Origin of the sequence: Parahaliea maris (genome assembly GCF_008064665.1) — a bacterium.
In the GTDB taxonomy this organism is placed as follows: Bacteria; Pseudomonadota; Gammaproteobacteria; order Pseudomonadales; family Halieaceae; genus Parahaliea; species Parahaliea maris.
This window is the reverse complement of record NZ_VRZA01000007.1, coordinates 62,164-77,932: the sequence shown is the minus strand read 5'-3', so window position 1 is coordinate 77,932 and position 15,769 is coordinate 62,164. Positions and strand designations below refer to the sequence as shown.

Genomic DNA, 15,769 nt, shown 5'->3' with positions numbered 1-15,769 from the left:
GTTCCGGGCCGCCAGTCCGTGCACGTGATGCGGCCTGCGGCCGCTCCTTGAAAGAGTATAGGAGGTGCCAGTGGGCAAAAAAAGGGGCCTTGCGGCCCCAGGTCTCCTCTTGCAATCGATGCGCCGCGTTGCTCAGTGGCGGTGGCGGTCGTAACAGGCGCGGCCATCGTGATAGTGCCGCAGTGAGATATCCACGCCCGGAATCCCGAAATAAAGGCCGAAGTAGCGATCATCACCTCGCCATCCCGGGCGCTGGTAATACCTGCCGTGATGGTCGTGTTTCCAGTACGAGTGGCCGTAGTACTTCCGATGGTGCTTGCCATGGTGTTTGCGGTAGTGCTTGCTGTCGCGGTGATGGTCGCGATATTCGTGGTGCCCCCGACGATCGTGATCGCCGTGGCGGCGATCATCCGCCAGCAACTGGCCACTGCCGCTTGCCAGCAGGGCACCCAGGGTAAAAATGCCAAACAGTTTCTTCATGACGCGCTCCTCTGTACCGTAACGTCGCCCCCAAGGTAGGGGAGTGCGCATGAACACAAGCTGAACGGGAGCGAACCTGCGAGAAACCGCCATTCAGGCGCCATTCATCTGCACTCGCGCAAGCTGATGGCCGAAAGCGCTGAGACGGTATGAGCGAGTCGAAGATGACGCTAGTATCACGTCGAGAAGGCCAGACCAGCGTCCACTCAGATAACCAACGAAGGAAGAACCGACACCGAACCATGCTGCCAACCCGTTACCTTTCAAGCTTTGCCGCCCTGCTACTGACTGTCGCCATCGGCTCGACCCTGGGCGCACCGGAGGCGGCGGCTCAACGCGGCAAGAGCCAGGGCCAGCAGGGACAGGCCCAGCAGTCTGGCAGCCTGTCCCCGCAGCAGGCCGCGGCCAGAGCCCAGTCCCGGCACGGCGGCAAAGTGCTCAAAGTGACCCGCAAGGGCAAGGGCTACAGCGTCCGCCTGCTGCTTGATAACGGTCGCGTTATCACCGTCAACGTCAAGGACTGAAGCCATGCGCATGCTGATTGTGGAGGACGACGCCCAGCTGCGCGGGCAGTTGGCCAGGCACTTCCAGGCTGCCGGGTGGCGGGTCGAGGAGGCCGGCGATGGGCGCGAGGCCGACTACCTGGCGCGTGAATACCCCTTCGACCTCGCCCTGGTGGACCTGGGCTTGCCCCAGCGCTCGGGGATGGAACTGGTACGCAGCTGGCGCCGGGATGGCCTCACCCTGCCACTGCTGATTCTCACCGCGCGTTCCGACTGGCAGGACAAGGTAGAGGGACTGGAGGCCGGCGCAGACGATTACGTTACCAAGCCCTTTCACCTTCCGGAACTGGAGGCCCGCGCCCACGCGCTGGTGCGCCGGGCCGCCGGACGCGCCGACGATCGGGGGGAATTCGGGCCCCTGCAGATTGACTTTCGGGCGCACACGGTCAGCCGGGAGGGCGAGTTGGTCGAACTCACCCACTTCGAGTACGAAACCCTGGCTTACCTGGCCTGCCGCCCGGGGGAGGTCGTCAGCCGGGCCGAGCTGATCGAGCACCTGTACGATCAGGATTACGACCGCGACAGTAATGTGATCGAGGTCTTCGTCGGCCGCCTGCGGCGCAAGCTGGACCCGGATGGCGACCTCAAGCCCATCGAGACCGTGCGCGGCGCGGGCTATCGCTTCGCCCTCGCCCCCCAGTCCCCATGAGCAGGGCGTTGAACTCGCTATCGGCACGCATACTGGTGGCCAGTCTGCTGCTGGTGTTGATATTTATCGGCAGTAGCGGCCTCTATCTGGAGCGCAGCCACCGGCTCAGTATCGAAGCGGCCGAGGAGGAGCGGCTGCAATTGCAGGTACTCACCCTGCTCGCCCAGGCCGACTACGAACGCAGCCTGAGCATGCCGCTTGAAATGCTGGAGCCTCGTCTCAACCAGGCCAGTTCCGGGCTCTACGCCCGGGTCACCGGGGCTGGCGGACAGGTGCTCTGGCAGTCGCGCTCGGCACTGACGGTGGCCGCGCCCTGGAGCGGCGCGCCGCTGGCCCCGGGAGAGCGGCGCTTTGCCCGTCAGGATGATCTCTACCGACTCGACTACCAGGTGATCTGGGAGACCGAGGACGGGACTGAGGTACCCCTGCGCTTCACCGTGCTGGAAAGTGCCACGGCCGTGGACGCCGACCTGTCGACGTACCGCCGCCATCTCCTGTTCTGGCTGGGGGGCTCAACCTTGCTGCTGGGCCTGAGCCTCCCCGTCATCCTGTTCTGGGCCCTGGGGCCCCTGCGTAACCTGGCAGGCGATATTGCCGCGATCGAGCGCAGCGAGGCAGAGCAACTGGAGGGCTTCTATCCGGTTGAGGTACAGCCCCTCACTGCCAATCTCAACCGCCTGCTGAGGGGTGAGCAACAGCGCCGGGAGCGGGCGCGCAATACCCTGGCTGACCTGGCCCACAGCCTGAAGACACCCCTCGCCGTGATCTCCAGCGCCGACCCGGGGCGGAATGACTTCCCGGCCCTGGTGCGTGAGCAGGCCGCGCGGATGCAGGATATCGTCGACTACCAGTTGCAGCGTGGTATTGGCGGCGGACAAACCCTGCTGCAGACCGTCGATATTACGACCGTTGTCGAGCGGTTGCGCCACAGCCTGCTCAAGGTCTATGCGCAACAACAGCCGGTCATGGAGGTGTGCGTCGAGGGCCACCCGGCCTTCCGGGGTGACGAGCGCGACCTGCTGGAAATGCTGGGTAACCTGGTGGATAACGCCTGCAAGTACGGCGCGGGCCGGGTCCGGATCGAGGTCAGGCAAACACCGCAAGCACTGGAAATCGCGGTGGAGGACAACGGTCCCGGCATCGCACCGGAACTGCGTACCGCCGTGCGCCAACGCGGCACCCGGGCCGATAGCCAGGTTCCCGGGCAGGGTATCGGCCTGGCCGTGGCCAGCGATATTGCCACCAGCTACGGAGGCCACCTGCAGATAGAGGACAGCCCAGGCCTGGGCGGCGCCCGGTTGGGCCTGTATTTTCCCACCTGAGCCCGCGTATCTGCGCCCTGCCTCTTGTCCCGAGCTCGTCCAGGCAGTAAAATCCCCACTCGCGGTGTGGTCTTTTGCGACCCGCCCCCGAAATACCCCCGTCCTCCATCTATTGCCACCAAGAGCATCATCCGGGATGAAAACTGTCTTCGTCGACGGGCATGCTGTTGCGCCGTCGAAAATTGTCTGTGTGGGCCGCAATTACGTTGCCCACATTGCAGAGCTGGGCAATGAAGTCCCCGACGATATGGTGGTCTTCCTAAAGCCCAATTCGGCCCTCGGCACTGAGCTGCAGGCCAGCTTTGGCGAGCCCCTGCACTACGAGGGTGAGATCGCATTTGTGGTAAAGGACGGTGCTCTGGCGGCCGTCGGGTTTGGCCTGGACCTCACCCGCAGGCAGCTCCAGAGCCAGCTGAAAGCCAAGGGCCTGCCCTGGGAGCGGGCCAAGGCCTTCGACGGCGCGGCTGTATTCAGCGAATTTGTGGCCCTGCCGCCCGGGGCACCGGACGATCTCGGCCTGGTCCTTGAAGTCGACGGCGAGTTGCGCCAGCAGGGCGATGTGAGCCTGATGCTGTACCCCCCGCGGGTCATACTCGAGCAACTGGCCTCCTTTCTGACCCTGGAGGACGGCGACATCATCATGACCGGCACGCCCGCGGGGGTCGATGAGATCCATCCCGGCGAGACATTTGCCGGGCACATTATTCACGGAGGGCAACGCCTGGTCAGCGCCAGTTGGCGCGCCCGCTGAGGCTGGCGCTGACTGCCAAGCGAATGGCGCGGCCGGCAATACGATTTAACGGGCCTGTTCCCTACACTGATTCCAATAACCACTGAACTTTCAATCACTGAACTTTTAACCACTGAATTTTCCCAAGGAGACTGCAATGATCACCAGCTTCAAAACCAAACTGCGTATGGCGTCCATTGAAGACCGCCTGAGTCACGACCTGGGCCTGCGCCCCAGCACCGCCGTATGGTTGACCCGGATGGCCTGGGACGTCGCTGGCGAGCGCAACATCAACCTGATGGCCTACCGCGGCGAGCCCCTGCTGCAGCAGTGCCTGTCCCTGCTGGACGATTCCACCTACAGCTCCTTGCTGTGCATGACAGCCGGCACCAGCCCCAAATTTGCCGAGTTCCTGAACAGTCACCGCAGCAACAGCGCGGTCGATACAGCCCAGGCGGCATAATTCGACGCGGGCTTCCGCTCCGGAAGCCCGCTCTCTCCCCCCCTTCCCCCTGGCCATTCCTTCCCGGCCTGCCAAGACAGTGTAATTTTTCCGCACCAGTGTCATTTTCCGGTAATTGTTTCGCCGGGCGTTTTGCAGTAATTTTGATGAAACCCACTACGGTGGCAGCCCATGCAACCCATCCTGAAGCTGGATCTTGCGGGCCAACCCCGCGGTTGGATTACCGCACAAGAGGCGATTTCCGCCTACGCCAGAGGCGATGTCGTATACGGCGTCGGGGATCCCCTTCCCCCCGTTTTTGGGGGCGTCCAGCGCCTCTCCGGCCTGCGCTCACGTATTGACCTGCAACCCATCATCGCGCTGCAGGGCCGAATCGTCCCGGGCTTCAGCCTGCCGCTGTGTAATCGCACGCTGTTTCGCCGCGACGATCATCGCTGCCTCTACTGCGGGCGCCAGTTTACCCGGGCTGAACTCACCCGCGACCATGTCCTACCCACCTCCCGCGGTGGCCTCGACCGCTGGGAAAACGTGGTCGCCGCCTGCAAACGCTGCAACTGGGCCAAGGACAATCGCACACCGGAGGAGGCTGCCATGCCCCTGCTGGCAATTCCTTTCCGGCCCAATATCTGGGAGTGGCACTTCCTGGCCAAGGAGCGGATTCTGGCGGACCAGATGGACTACCTTTCCAAGCAATTCCACGCCGAGCGCGACTGGGCCAACTGAACCCCCGGGGACCGAGCTTCACTACTTGTGCCCGACTGCCAGAGCCGGATAATGGCGACTCTTTCCCACTGACACACCCGGCCACGGCCCTGGAATCATGAGCGACCCCAACCTCCCCCATACGATCAGCCTGATTGGCATGCCCGGCGCGGGTAAAAGCACCGTCGGGGTCATCCTCGCCAAGCTGACTGGACTGGCCTTCAGCGATACCGATCTCGCTATCCAGTTGCGGGAGGACGCCACCCTGCAGGAGATTGTGGACCAACGCGGCCACTTGGCGTTACGGCAGATCGAGGAGGAGGTGCTGCTGGAGGTCGACCTCGAGAAAGCGGTGATCTCGACGGGCGGCAGTGTGGTGTACAGCGATGCAATCATGTCCCGGCTGCGGGAAGCGGGCCCCGTGGTCTACATCCAGGTCGACCTGCCTGTACTGGAGGAACGCGTGGCAGCCAACCCGTTGCGCGGCATCGCCAGCGGTAGCGACCAGAGCTTCGCCGACATCTTTGCCGAACGCACCCCGCTCTACGAGCGCTATGCCGACGTCACCGTCGACGGCTGCGCCGGTAACGCCGACACCGTGGCGGCCCTGATTCTGGCCGCCCTCGGCCACTGACGGACACGTCCGTACCTGTCCGCGAATACCCTGCGGACGCCTCTCGAACCCTGCTACGGCCGTCCCGCGCGGTGGCACGGCTTTTGCCAGTCTCATTGAGGGGGCCAGCCGCGCCGGCACCACGGCAGGGACCACCGGACAATGCCCACTGTCCGGCTCGCGCAGGGACGCGCAGCCGCGCGGCTGGCCCCGCCCCCGCGCAAATTGACCCTTCTGCGCAGGGGCCAGATACCCGCACCACACGATTTACGACAATTTTTGTTTATCGTTGCAGTAAGAAAATTTTGATTTACTCACCCTCGGGCCTGAGTGATATTTGCGCCGAGATGACGTGGTAAAAATCATCTGGAGGCAAACCCCGATGGCTGACACAAATCAGGATACGACCAGCGAAGAGCTCGACGATTTTTTCGAGCCGGTTCTGGCTGATATGAGCGATAGCGACGACGATTTCCTGCCGGCGTCCAGCGAAAAGCAGCGCCTGGCGGAAAAACGCCGCCGCGCTGAGCAACGCCTGGAACAACGACGCCTGCGCGAAGAACTGGGTTACTACGACCTGGAACTGGACGACTTCTAGACGGCCGGAGGCCCCTCCGACCGCCTGCGCCCACGGCTGCCTTCGCAGCCGTCACGGGCATCCATCCCCGGCAGTAACGCACTGCCACCCATTACCGAACCTTCAGACCTTCACCCCGGAAAACCGGCGGGCGATACTTTCCGCGACGTCGCGTTGCGGCGAATCCGGGTGATAGACCAGCGATAACTGGCGGGTGTACACCGGCGCCCCGCGCACCGGATTGAGCCCCTGCTGCGCCAGCTCCTGGCGCCGGCTGGCCGGCAGATAGCAGGCGCCTCCCTCTGCCAGCACGCAGGCCAGGGCCAGGCTGTCGAGATTGGTTTGCAGGCGAGGCAGGGCCTGGTCGCCAAAATGGCGGGCGTGGAAACGGGCAAAGCCACCGCCCCAATCGAGGTAGACATAGGCCGCATCGATGGCCTTGCGCAGCGACAGGCGCCCGGCACTGCCGTAAAGGCGCAGGCTGAACTCCCCCACCGTTATATTTTCCAGTTCCGGCATCCCCGGCGGCTCACAGAGCAGGGCGCAGTCGAGTGATCGGTCCAGCAATTTGCGCAGGGCCTCCCCGGGCTCCAGGCTCGCCAGGTTGACGCAAAGCTCGGCATCACTTTCCCGCAGGCTGGAGAACTTCGACTGCAGTGCCCCGCCCCACAGGCCGCTGCGCACCCCCATCCGTACCTGTCGCTGCTCGGTGTCACCCAACTGCACTTCATGCCGGGCCCTGGCCAGGGCCAGCAGCACTGTCTCGGCGTGGGGCACCAGGCGCTCGCCCTCGGCACTGAGCTGGATATTGTTACGCGACCGGGTGAACAGCGCCGCACCCAGCGACTCCTCCAGCTGCTTGATGCGCGCACTCACCGCGGCCTGGGTAATACAGAGGTTTTCGGCAGCCCGGCCGAAATGGCGGGTGTTGCGGACTTCAAGAAAGGTTCTGAGCAGTTCGGTATCCAAGCCGGGACATCCTTTCGGGTTCCGCCACAGCTTAACCGTCGCACGCGGGTAATCAAGGCTGCTTTCGCCGCACGCAGAGTCGCGCTAGCATAGGCAGCCCAATTCAGGAGACGGACCTATGCCAGAAACCAAACGCGAAGTACGGCCGGTGGAAATCAATTATATCTGCGACGCCTGCGGTACAGGCATGATGACCCGCTGTGGCGAGATGGATCCGCAGAGCGGTGATATCGAACACCGCTGCCTGATCTGCGATCACCGCCAGTTCTTCCAGTGGCGGGAGTATCCCCGGGTCGAGCACATCGGGATGCACGACGAGGTATAAAAGGTAAAGTCAGTTCCTGCTCAGGCGGTGGTGGTTGCCGCCACCGCCTGCGCGTCTCCACCGCTGGTCTGGTGCTGCCACTCGAATACATTCATCTCGATGAAGATAAAGGCAAACAGCCACAGGGCGGCGTCCCAGAAATCCAGGAAATCACCAGCGTAGCCCCAGTAGGCAGCCGCCGCAAACAGCGTGAAATAGATGACGGCCTTGATCCAGGCCGTGCCCCGCATCACGCTCCGCGACAGGTTGCCGCGCAACTGCAGCCGCACTTCCACCTCCAGTACCACCACCACCAGGATCCACGCCCCGGCATTGATGACATCGGTCCAGGCCAGCCACTGTGCAGCCTGCAGGTGCCCGCTGTCGGCCACGATATCAAAGCCGTCCAGGCGCCAGAGCTCCTGGCCAAAGGCTGCGCAATTGGCAGCCTCCAGTGGCAGGTACTCATCCAGGTCCACCAGGACAGAATAGCCCTGTCCCAGCAGCTGGCAGGCATCGCTCACTGGCAATGAACTCACCTGGTAGAGAGTGTCCAGTTCCGCGTAATAGCCGGTAAAGGCGTAGACGATGGCCGCCGAGCAAACCAGGCGAATGCCGTGCAGGGTGACCTTCACCCAGCCGCGGATGCGGTCGTCATCCAGCACCGAGGTTTCCAGCTCGAACAGCAGCAACAGGATCACCCAGGCCGCCGTGTCGATGGTCGCCGCGAACACCTGCACCAGCTGGCCGAGTTCGAGGCCGTCGGTGAAGGTGTACTCCAGGCTGGTCATCTCCTCGTCGAGGAAGAGATAGACGTTAAAGCATAACAGGGCGTAGGTGAGGTACTTGACCGCCGTAAAGATGTGGAAGCGGCGATTGCTGCCGAGGAAGGTATTGTGTGCCGTCACGCCGCTCTCTCCATTCGCCCCGTCACACCTGCAACAGCAGGTGTTCGCGCTCCCAGGAACTGATCACGCGGTTGAATTCCTCGAACTCGTCGAGTTTCACCGCGGCATAGGCCCGCAGGAAGAGATCGCCAAAGATGTCCTGCAGCTCCGGGGTGTCGTGCAGCTTGCGCAGCCCCTCTTCCAGGGTCCGGGCCACTTCCACCTCGTCCTCGTTGGCCGTGCCCTGGTGGGGGTCGGACGGCTTGAGCCCCATCTTCATCCCGAGATAGCCGCTGGCCAGGGTCGCGGCGATGGCCAGATAAGGGTTGGCATCGGCACCGGGGAAACGGTTTTCCACCCGGGTGGCCGCTGGATTGTCGTGAGGCACACGGAAAGCGGTGGTGCGGTTGTCCATGCCCCAGTTCAGGTTGATGGGGGCAGAGATGTCCGGCGCCAGCCGGCGGTAGGAATTCACGTTGGGCGCGTACAGGCTGATCAGCTCTGGTGTAAAGCGCTGTAAACCACCGATGTAGCCCATGAAGGCGTCGGTGAAGTTGCCGTCCTTGTCGGCAAAAATGTTCTCGCCGTTGTCGGCGCGCACCACGCTCTGGTGAATGTGCATGGCACTGCCCGGCTCGCGCTGCATGGGCTTGGCCATGAAGGTGGCGTACATGCCGTACTTGTGTGCGGTTTCGCGCACCGTGCGCTTGAACACGAACACCTGGTCCGCCAGTTCCATGGCGTCGCCGTGGAGGAAGTTGATCTCCATCTGGGCGGCGCCGTTTTCGTGGATCAGGGTGTCGACCCGCAGCTCCTGGGCGTCGGCGTAGTCGTACATGTCCTCCACGAAGTCCTCGAACTCCGCCACCGCGTCGATGCTGTAGGACAGGCGCGCGGATTCGCGGCGACCGGAGCGCCCCTTGGGCGGCATCAGTTCGTAATCCGGGTCGGTGTTCTTGGCCACCAGGTAGAACTCCATCTCCGGCGCGACCACCGGCTGCAGGCCGTCCTTCGCATAGAGATCGAGAATGTGCCGCAGCACTGAGCGGGAGGAGAGCGGATGCAGCTCGCCGCTGGGCTTGTAGCAGTCGTGGATGATCTGGGCGGTGGGTTCCCGGGCCCAGGGGACAACCCGCAGGGTGGAGAGATCGGGCTTGAGAATCATGTCGGCGTCGGTCGGCTCGACGAAGTCCCAGTGATCGTCACAGTACTCGCCGGTGACGGTCTGGATCATGATGCTCTCGGGCAGCTTGGGATGACCCATGCCGAGGAACTGATTGGCGGGGATAAACTTGCCGCGGGCGTTGCCGGTCATGTCCGGGACCAGGCACTCCACTTCTGAAATGCGGTGCTCCCTGAGCCAGTCCTTGATCGCCTGTATGTCGGTGTCCATGGGGACTCCATAATGTGGAAAGCAATGAGTATCCTGTAGCCATCACAGGCCCGCAAGGGGGGCTACCCCTAACGTGGTATCCGTTCCCTGCGCGCGCAGCCGGTATAGTTCAACCATGACAAAACATCCCCAGAACCAAGCCCACGTCGACTCCTGGTACGCCGCCAGCGCCAACCGCCAGCTGGATTTTGCCCCCCTGCAGGGTGAAGTCGAGGCGGACGTCTGTATTATCGGTGGCGGCTACACCGGCCTGTCCTCTGCCATTCACCTGCGCAAGCTGGGCTACAGCGTCGCGCTACTGGAGGCCAACAAACTCGGCTGGGGCGCGTCGGGGCGCAACGGCGGCCACGTCGGCACCGGCCAGCGCGCCGACCAGCACGACCTGGAAAAATGGGTTGGCAAGGACGCGGCCCGCAGCCTGTGGCAGTTGGGGTTGGAGGCGGTGGACACCGTCTGCTCCCTGGTGGACGAGTTTGGCATCGACTGCGAACTCAAGCAGGGCAATCTGCACGTGGCCTCCAAGGCGGGCGACGCCACCGACCTGCGTGAACATGTCGATCACCTGCGCGGTGTCTACGGCTATGAGCAGATCCGCTATGTGGACAGGGACGAGCTCGCCGGGATGACCTCCGGCCAGGGCTTCCACGGCGCCACCCTGGACGAAGGCTGCCGGCACCTGCACCCGCTCAACTACGCCCTGGGCCTCGCGGCAGCAGCCGACCAACTCGGCGCCCGTCTATACGAGGGCAGCCGGGTGCTGTCCTACACCGAGGGTGACAAGGTACGGGTAAAAACCGACCGCGGCCAGGTCAATGCACGCTTCCTGGTGCTGGGCTGCAACGGCTACCTGGAGAAACTGGAGCCGCGCACCGCCGGGCGGATCATGCCTATCAACAACTACATGCTGGCCACGGAGCCCCTGTCGGAGGACCTGGCCCGCCAGTTGATTCGCGACGACACCTCCATGTCCGACACCCTGTTCGTGATCAACTACTGGAAGCTGTCGGCGGACAACCGCCTGCTGTTCGGTGGGGGGGAGTCCTACACCCGCCGCTTCCCGGCGGATATCGGCAGCTTCGTGCGCAAGTACATGCTGCGGATCTACCCGGAACTGGCCGATACCCGCATCGAGTACGGCTGGGGCGGCACCCTGGCCATTACCCTGAACCGGATGCCGGACTTCGGCCGCCTGTCCGACAAGGTGTTCTACGCCCACGGTTTTTCCGGTCATGGCGTGCCCACGGCAACCATGGCCGGCAAGCTGCTGGCGGAGGCGATCGACGGCAGCGCCGGGCGCTTTGACGTCATGGCTACGGTGCCATCCCACACCTTCCCCGGGGGTACCCTGTTGCGCTGGCCCGGACTGGTGGCGGGCATGTTATTCTATGCCCTTCGCGACCGGCTGGGCTGAGCCCCCGCCGGCTCCTCGCCAACCACCCGACACCCACCCGACACCAAGGCCTGACAGCACCCGACACCTCACCATGCACAATCCCCGACACCTGACGCCAGTCGCGCTGGATGCGGACTGGCGCGACCAGCTGCGCTCTGTCATCAGTGACGGCGCCTCCCTGCTCAAGGAGCTGCAGTTGAGCCCCGCCGATGTCGGGCTCAGTGAGGAAGCCTGCGCCGACTTTGCCCTGAAGGTCCCGCGCGCCTTCGTGCGCCGGATGCAGGCAGGAGACCCCCGCGACCCCCTGCTGCGCCAGGTGCTGGCGAGTACGGATGAACTGGTGGCGGCACCCGGCTTCGGTCCCGACCCCACCGGCGAGACGGGCAGCGCCAACCCCCGTGCTGGAATCATCCACAAATACCGCGGCCGCCTGTTACTGGTGGTGGCCAGCGGCTGCGCGGTGAACTGCCGCTACTGCTTCCGCCGCCACTTCCCCTACAGTGACAACCGCAACAGCCGCCGGGAATGGCAGGACGCCCTCGATTACGTACGCGACGACGCCAGCATCAGCGAAGTGATTCTCAGCGGGGGCGACCCCCTGGTCGCCGAGGACGACCACCTGGCAGCACTTTGCCAGGATATTGCCGCCATCCCCCACGTACAGCGCCTGCGTGTGCACAGCCGCATGCCGGTGGTACTGCCCGACCGGGTGACAGCGGATTTGCTGGATGCCCTCTCCCCTCCCGGGGTGCAGACGGTCATGGTGGTGCACAGCAATCACGCTAACGAGCTCGACCAGAGCGTGGGCCGCGCCTTCGGACGCATCCGCGAGCGCGGCATGACCCTGCTCAACCAGGCGGTGCTGCTGGCCGGTGTGAATGACTCCGAAGACGCCCTGGTGGCGCTGAGCGAGAGCCTGTTCGCCCACGGCGCCCTGCCCTATTACCTGCACCTGCTGGACCGGGTACAGGGTGCCGCCCACTTCGAAGTGGAGGCCCTCCGCGCGCGCGAGTTACACGCGGGTATCACAGCCCGCCTGCCAGGCTACCTGGTGCCGCGCCTGGTGCAGGAGATTGCCGGCGAAGCCGCCAAAACCACCCTGCCAGCCCTGCCCCGTAAAGCCTGAACAGCTACTGTACACGGCCTGAACCAGCCCCCGACCGGTCCCACTGGTGACGCCGAGGCAGCTCCCCTCCCCCCGCTGCGCTGTCGAAGTGCCTCGCGGGGGCGTGATTTTTACCACTTTTTCCCTTTCAAACCTGCCTGCCAGCGGCGTAGTTTAAAAACGGGTACGCCGACAACGGGTGCGGAGAGACCCGGGCGTCCGCCGGCAGGTGGAGTATGCCGCCTGCTAAAACTAATAACGCTAATAATCTGACAACAGGCAGGGATTTATACAATGCAGACTTTCAGACGCAGCAAGCTCAGCTGGGCCATCGCCGCACAGGTCGCTCTGACGGCCGGTTACTCGCAGGTGAGCAATGCCCAGGAGGAGACCGCTCTCGAAGAGGTCGTGGTGACCGGTACCCGCCGGGAGGCGCGCTCAGTCTTTGAATCGGCGGCGCCCATCGACGTACTGAGTGGAGATGAATTCCGCAACCAGGGGGCCTCAGACCTCACTACCCTGCTGCGCAATACCGTCCCGTCCTACAACGTCAACAGCCAGCCGATATCCGATGCCGCCACCGTGGTTCGCCCGGCCAACATGCGCGGCCTGGCGTCGGACCACACCCTGGTGCTGCTCAACGGCAAGCGCCGCCATCGCGCTTCGGTGATCTCCTGGCTGGGTAACGGCGTCAACGACGGAGCCCAGGGCCCGGATATCTCGGTGATTCCCGCCATCGCACTGAAACAGGTGGAAGTGCTGCGCGACGGTGCCGCCGCCCAGTACGGCTCCGACGCCATTGCCGGGGTGGTGAACTTCATTCTCAAGGACTACAGCGAGGGCGGCAGCCTCGAGGCCAAGTACGGCATGTACACCGAGGAGAGCGACGAGGCCATGTATTCCGTGGCGGGCAACATCGGACTGCCGTTCACTGCCAACGGTTTCATCAATGCCAGCTTCGAATACGGTGAATCCGACCCCACCAGCCGCAGTGTGCAGCGCGACGATGCCGCCGCACTGATCGCCGGCGGCAATACCCTGGTTGCCAACCCCGCCCAGGTGTGGGGGAATCCCGAAATAGAAGAAGACCTGAAAACGATCTTCAACCTGGGCCTGAACCTGAACGACAGCACCGAGGCCTACGCCTTCGGTAACTACGCCTCCAAGGAGGTGACCGGCGGCTTCTATTTCCGGAACCCCGATACCCGTTCCGGAGTGTTCAGCTCCGGCACCGACGCCGATGGCAACCAGATCCGGCTGGTGGGCGATGTCACCGAGGACCTGTCGGGCAACTGCCCCACCAATCTCAGGACCGATGACGCGGCGGGCCTGCAGGCGATTATCGATAACCCCGACTGCTTCGTCTTCAACGAAGTGTTCCCGGGCGGCTTTACCCCCAGCTTCGGCGCCGAAACAGAGGACTTTTCCCTGGTCGGCGGTGCCCGCGGCACCACTGACGGCGGCCTGTCCTGGGATGTCAGCGCCGGCATGGGCTACAACGATGCCGACTTCTTCATTATCAACACGGTGAACGCCTCCCTGGGGCCGCAGTCGCCCACCGCCTTCGACCCGGGCGCCTACACCCAGTTCGAGAAGAACTTCAACATCGACCTCTCCTACCCGGTGGATATCGGCCTGGCCTCAGACCTCAACATCGCCGGTGGCTTCGAGTGGCGCGACGAGGAGTTCGAGATCACCATCGGCGACCAGCCCTCCTGGGAGGTTGGACCGCTGGCGGACCAGGGCTTCAGCGCCGCCTCCAACGGTTTCCCCGGTTTTGGTCCGCTGGCGGCCGGTAAGTGGAGCCGCTCCAACATCGCGACCTATATCGACCTGGAGGCCGACGTCACCGACGACTGGCTGCTGGCGGTGGCCCTGCGCTGGGAGGACTTCGACGACTTCGGCTCCACCACCAACGGCAAGGTGGCCACTCACTTCCAGCTGACCGACAGCATCGGGCTGCGCGGTTCCTGGAGCACCGGCTTCCGGGCACCGACACCGGGGCAATCCAATGCCTATAACGTGTCCACCGAGTTCAACCTGGCCACCAATGAGCTGGAGAACAACGGCACCATCCCGGCCACCAGCCCGGTGGCCCAGCTGCGCGGTGGTGTGCCCCTCGACCCGGAAGAGTCCACCAACTACACCGCTGGCATCATCCTGGAGTTCGGCGGCCTCGCCGTCACCATCGACTACTTCAACATCGATGTGGACGACCGCTTGGGCACCTCGCAGAACTTCGCCCTGACTGACGCCGAGCGCGATGCACTGATCGCCCAGGGCGTAGCCGGTGCCAACAGTCTGTCTACCTTCCGCTTCTTCGCCAACGGCTTCGACACCAATACCGAAGGCTTTGACGTGGTGGCCACCTACAGCCTGGAAAGCGGCCTCGGGGTGACCGACTTCAACCTGGCCTTCAACCAGACCGAAACCACCGTGGAGGACTTCGTGCCCGGGCTGATCGACGACACCCGCATCCTGGAGCTGGAGGAGGCGCTGCCGGAGACCCGCTGGAACCTCATGGCCAACCACATGATGGGCGACTGGCGCTTTATGGCGCGGTACAGCTACTACGATGACTGGTACGACTCCGAGGATACCCTGGCCTACGACGGCTACGGCGTGGTCGACGCCGAAGTGGGCTACACCTTCGGCGCCCCCGGCTTCACCGTGGTGGTCGGCGCCGATAACCTGTTCGACGATCTGCCCGACGAGAACCCCAACGCAGCCGCAGGGGTGGGCAACCGCTACAGCCAGTGGTCACCGGGTGGCTTTAACGGCCGCTTCGCTTATCTGCGGGTCATGTACGACTTCTAGTCCCGCACCGGGGGGTGCGACCGGTGTCGCACCCCCCGCATCCTTCTATCCCTGCGCTTTGCAACTTCCCTATTTTGGGTAGTGGTCCCCTCCCGTTTACAGCGCCATCTCGCGTAATCTACAAGTCACTCCTTGGCTCGACCAAAAAGGTTTCGACAATGAAACAGATACAATCAGGGGAGCTTTGCATCCGCAGCGAGGGCGACAGCATGGTGTTCAGTATTGGCGAGGGCGCGGCCGCAACCAGCACCCGGGTCGCCGATGAAGACCTGCCCCTGATCGCCGAATTTATCCGGGCGCACAATGAAGCGCGCAGCAATCGCCGCCGCGGCTATCGCCTGGATCTGGATCAATTGCGCCCCGACGAACTGTCGCAGCTGCGCGTGACCGTCAGCAGCGCGGAGGGCACAGTGCAGGTGCTACCGGCGGATCTCAGCGTTACCGGCATCAGGGTGCAGTCCGACACCCTGGATGCGGACCCCGGCCTCAAGGCCAGTATCGAGCTCGCCTTCGAGGACAAGTACGTCAGCCTGCCCGCCGTGCTGGTACGACGCTACGACGACAACACCCGCTTCGCCTTCCACTTCCCGGAAATCTTCGGTGATGACGGCCGCCTCAAACCGCCGGCCGCGCTGACAGAGATTCTCTACGCGCTGGAATCCCTGTGGCTGGACAAGAACCTGGATTTGAAGTGGAACCTGGCCTGAGCCAGGCCCACTAGCCCGCAGACAGTTTGCCGCTATCCATCATCGAAATACAAAGCAATGACAGCCATCTTCATACAAAAGATGGGAATAGTACC

At 63.6% G+C, this 15,769-nt stretch carries 17 protein-coding genes; 13 read left to right on the top strand and 4 right to left on the bottom strand.

Annotated features, from left to right (window positions below; genetic code table 11):
- Positions 1–132 precede the first annotated feature (132 nt).
- Positions 133–480, bottom strand: coding sequence for a hypothetical protein (locus FV139_RS17250; RefSeq protein WP_148069727.1), 348 nt, complete (start codon positions 478–480; stop codon positions 133–135).
- A gap of 242 nt (positions 481–722) precedes the next feature.
- Between FV139_RS17250 and FV139_RS17245 the strand changes: the two genes are divergently transcribed.
- The 8 genes from FV139_RS17245 to FV139_RS17210 all read left to right on the top strand — a co-directional run bounded on the left by FV139_RS17245 (position 723) and on the right by FV139_RS17210 (position 6,120).
- Positions 723–1,004 (top strand): PepSY domain-containing protein, encoded by a 282-nt coding sequence (locus tag FV139_RS17245; RefSeq protein WP_148069726.1) that lies wholly within the window; start codon positions 723–725, stop codon positions 1,002–1,004.
- A gap of 4 nt (positions 1,005–1,008) precedes the next feature.
- On the top strand, positions 1,009–1,692 hold the full coding sequence (locus tag FV139_RS17240) for a response regulator transcription factor (RefSeq protein WP_148069725.1): 684 nt from the start codon (positions 1,009–1,011) through the stop codon (positions 1,690–1,692).
- Complete coding sequence (locus FV139_RS17235; RefSeq protein WP_148069724.1) at positions 1,689–3,014, top strand: ATP-binding protein; 1,326 nt, start codon at positions 1,689–1,691, stop codon at positions 3,012–3,014. Before FV139_RS17240 ends, FV139_RS17235 begins: the two co-directional genes overlap by 4 nt.
- Positions 3,015–3,150: 136 nt before the next feature.
- Positions 3,151–3,765 carry a fumarylacetoacetate hydrolase family protein gene (locus FV139_RS17230; RefSeq protein WP_148069723.1) on the top strand — a complete coding sequence of 205 codons (615 nt, stop codon included), beginning with the start codon at positions 3,151–3,153 and terminating at the stop codon, positions 3,763–3,765.
- Positions 3,766–3,901: 136 nt separating this feature from the next.
- Positions 3,902–4,207 carry a hypothetical protein gene (locus FV139_RS17225; protein WP_148069722.1) on the top strand — a complete coding sequence of 102 codons (306 nt, stop codon included), beginning with the start codon at positions 3,902–3,904 and terminating at the stop codon, positions 4,205–4,207.
- Positions 4,208–4,378: 171 nt separating this feature from the next.
- Complete coding sequence (locus FV139_RS17220; protein WP_148069721.1) at positions 4,379–4,930, top strand: HNH endonuclease; 552 nt, start codon at positions 4,379–4,381, stop codon at positions 4,928–4,930.
- A gap of 97 nt (positions 4,931–5,027) precedes the next feature.
- The gene (locus tag FV139_RS17215; protein WP_148069720.1) at positions 5,028–5,543 is read left to right on the top strand and encodes a shikimate kinase; all 516 of its coding nucleotides are present in this window, start codon (positions 5,028–5,030) and stop codon (positions 5,541–5,543) included.
- Between the two features lie 361 nt (positions 5,544–5,904).
- Positions 5,905–6,120: a PA3496 family putative envelope integrity protein gene (locus tag FV139_RS17210; RefSeq protein WP_148069719.1), complete on the top strand. Its 216-nt coding sequence runs from the start codon at positions 5,905–5,907 to the stop codon at positions 6,118–6,120.
- Positions 6,121–6,222: 102 nt separating this feature from the next.
- On the opposite strand, the gene FV139_RS17205 is transcribed toward FV139_RS17210, so the two are convergent.
- A complete protein-coding gene (locus FV139_RS17205; protein WP_148069718.1) occupies positions 6,223–7,068 on the bottom strand; it encodes a LysR family transcriptional regulator in 846 nt (281 codons plus the stop codon).
- 118 nt (positions 7,069–7,186) lie between these two features.
- On the opposite strand from FV139_RS17205, the gene FV139_RS17200 reads away from it, so the two are divergent.
- Positions 7,187–7,393, top strand: coding sequence for a type II citrate synthase (locus FV139_RS17200; RefSeq protein ID WP_148069717.1), 207 nt, complete (start codon positions 7,187–7,189; stop codon positions 7,391–7,393).
- A gap of 20 nt (positions 7,394–7,413) precedes the next feature.
- Here FV139_RS17200 and FV139_RS17195 read toward each other — a convergent pair whose 3' ends face one another.
- Both FV139_RS17195 and FV139_RS17190 read right to left on the bottom strand, forming a co-directional pair.
- A complete protein-coding gene (locus tag FV139_RS17195; RefSeq protein ID WP_148069716.1) occupies positions 7,414–8,280 on the bottom strand; it encodes a hypothetical protein in 867 nt (288 codons plus the stop codon).
- A gap of 22 nt (positions 8,281–8,302) precedes the next feature.
- Complete coding sequence (locus tag FV139_RS17190; RefSeq protein ID WP_148069715.1) at positions 8,303–9,652, bottom strand: glutamine synthetase family protein; 1,350 nt, start codon at positions 9,650–9,652, stop codon at positions 8,303–8,305.
- 115 nt (positions 9,653–9,767) lie between these two features.
- Between FV139_RS17190 and FV139_RS17185 the strand changes: the two genes are divergently transcribed.
- The 4 genes from FV139_RS17185 (at position 9,768) to FV139_RS17170 (ending at position 15,674) form a co-directional block, all read left to right on the top strand.
- Positions 9,768–11,063: an NAD(P)/FAD-dependent oxidoreductase gene (locus FV139_RS17185; RefSeq protein ID WP_148069714.1), complete on the top strand. Its 1,296-nt coding sequence runs from the start codon at positions 9,768–9,770 to the stop codon at positions 11,061–11,063.
- Between the two features lie 73 nt (positions 11,064–11,136).
- Positions 11,137–12,171 carry an EF-P beta-lysylation protein EpmB gene (epmB, locus tag FV139_RS17180; protein WP_148069713.1) on the top strand — a complete coding sequence of 345 codons (1,035 nt, stop codon included), beginning with the start codon at positions 11,137–11,139 and terminating at the stop codon, positions 12,169–12,171.
- A 273-nt stretch (positions 12,172–12,444) separates the two neighbouring features.
- The gene (locus tag FV139_RS17175) at positions 12,445–14,967 is read left to right on the top strand and encodes a TonB-dependent receptor plug domain-containing protein (protein WP_148069712.1); all 2,523 of its coding nucleotides are present in this window, start codon (positions 12,445–12,447) and stop codon (positions 14,965–14,967) included.
- A gap of 158 nt (positions 14,968–15,125) precedes the next feature.
- Positions 15,126–15,674: a PilZ domain-containing protein gene (locus tag FV139_RS17170; RefSeq protein ID WP_148069711.1), complete on the top strand. Its 549-nt coding sequence runs from the start codon at positions 15,126–15,128 to the stop codon at positions 15,672–15,674.
- Positions 15,675–15,769: the final 95 nt, after the last annotated feature.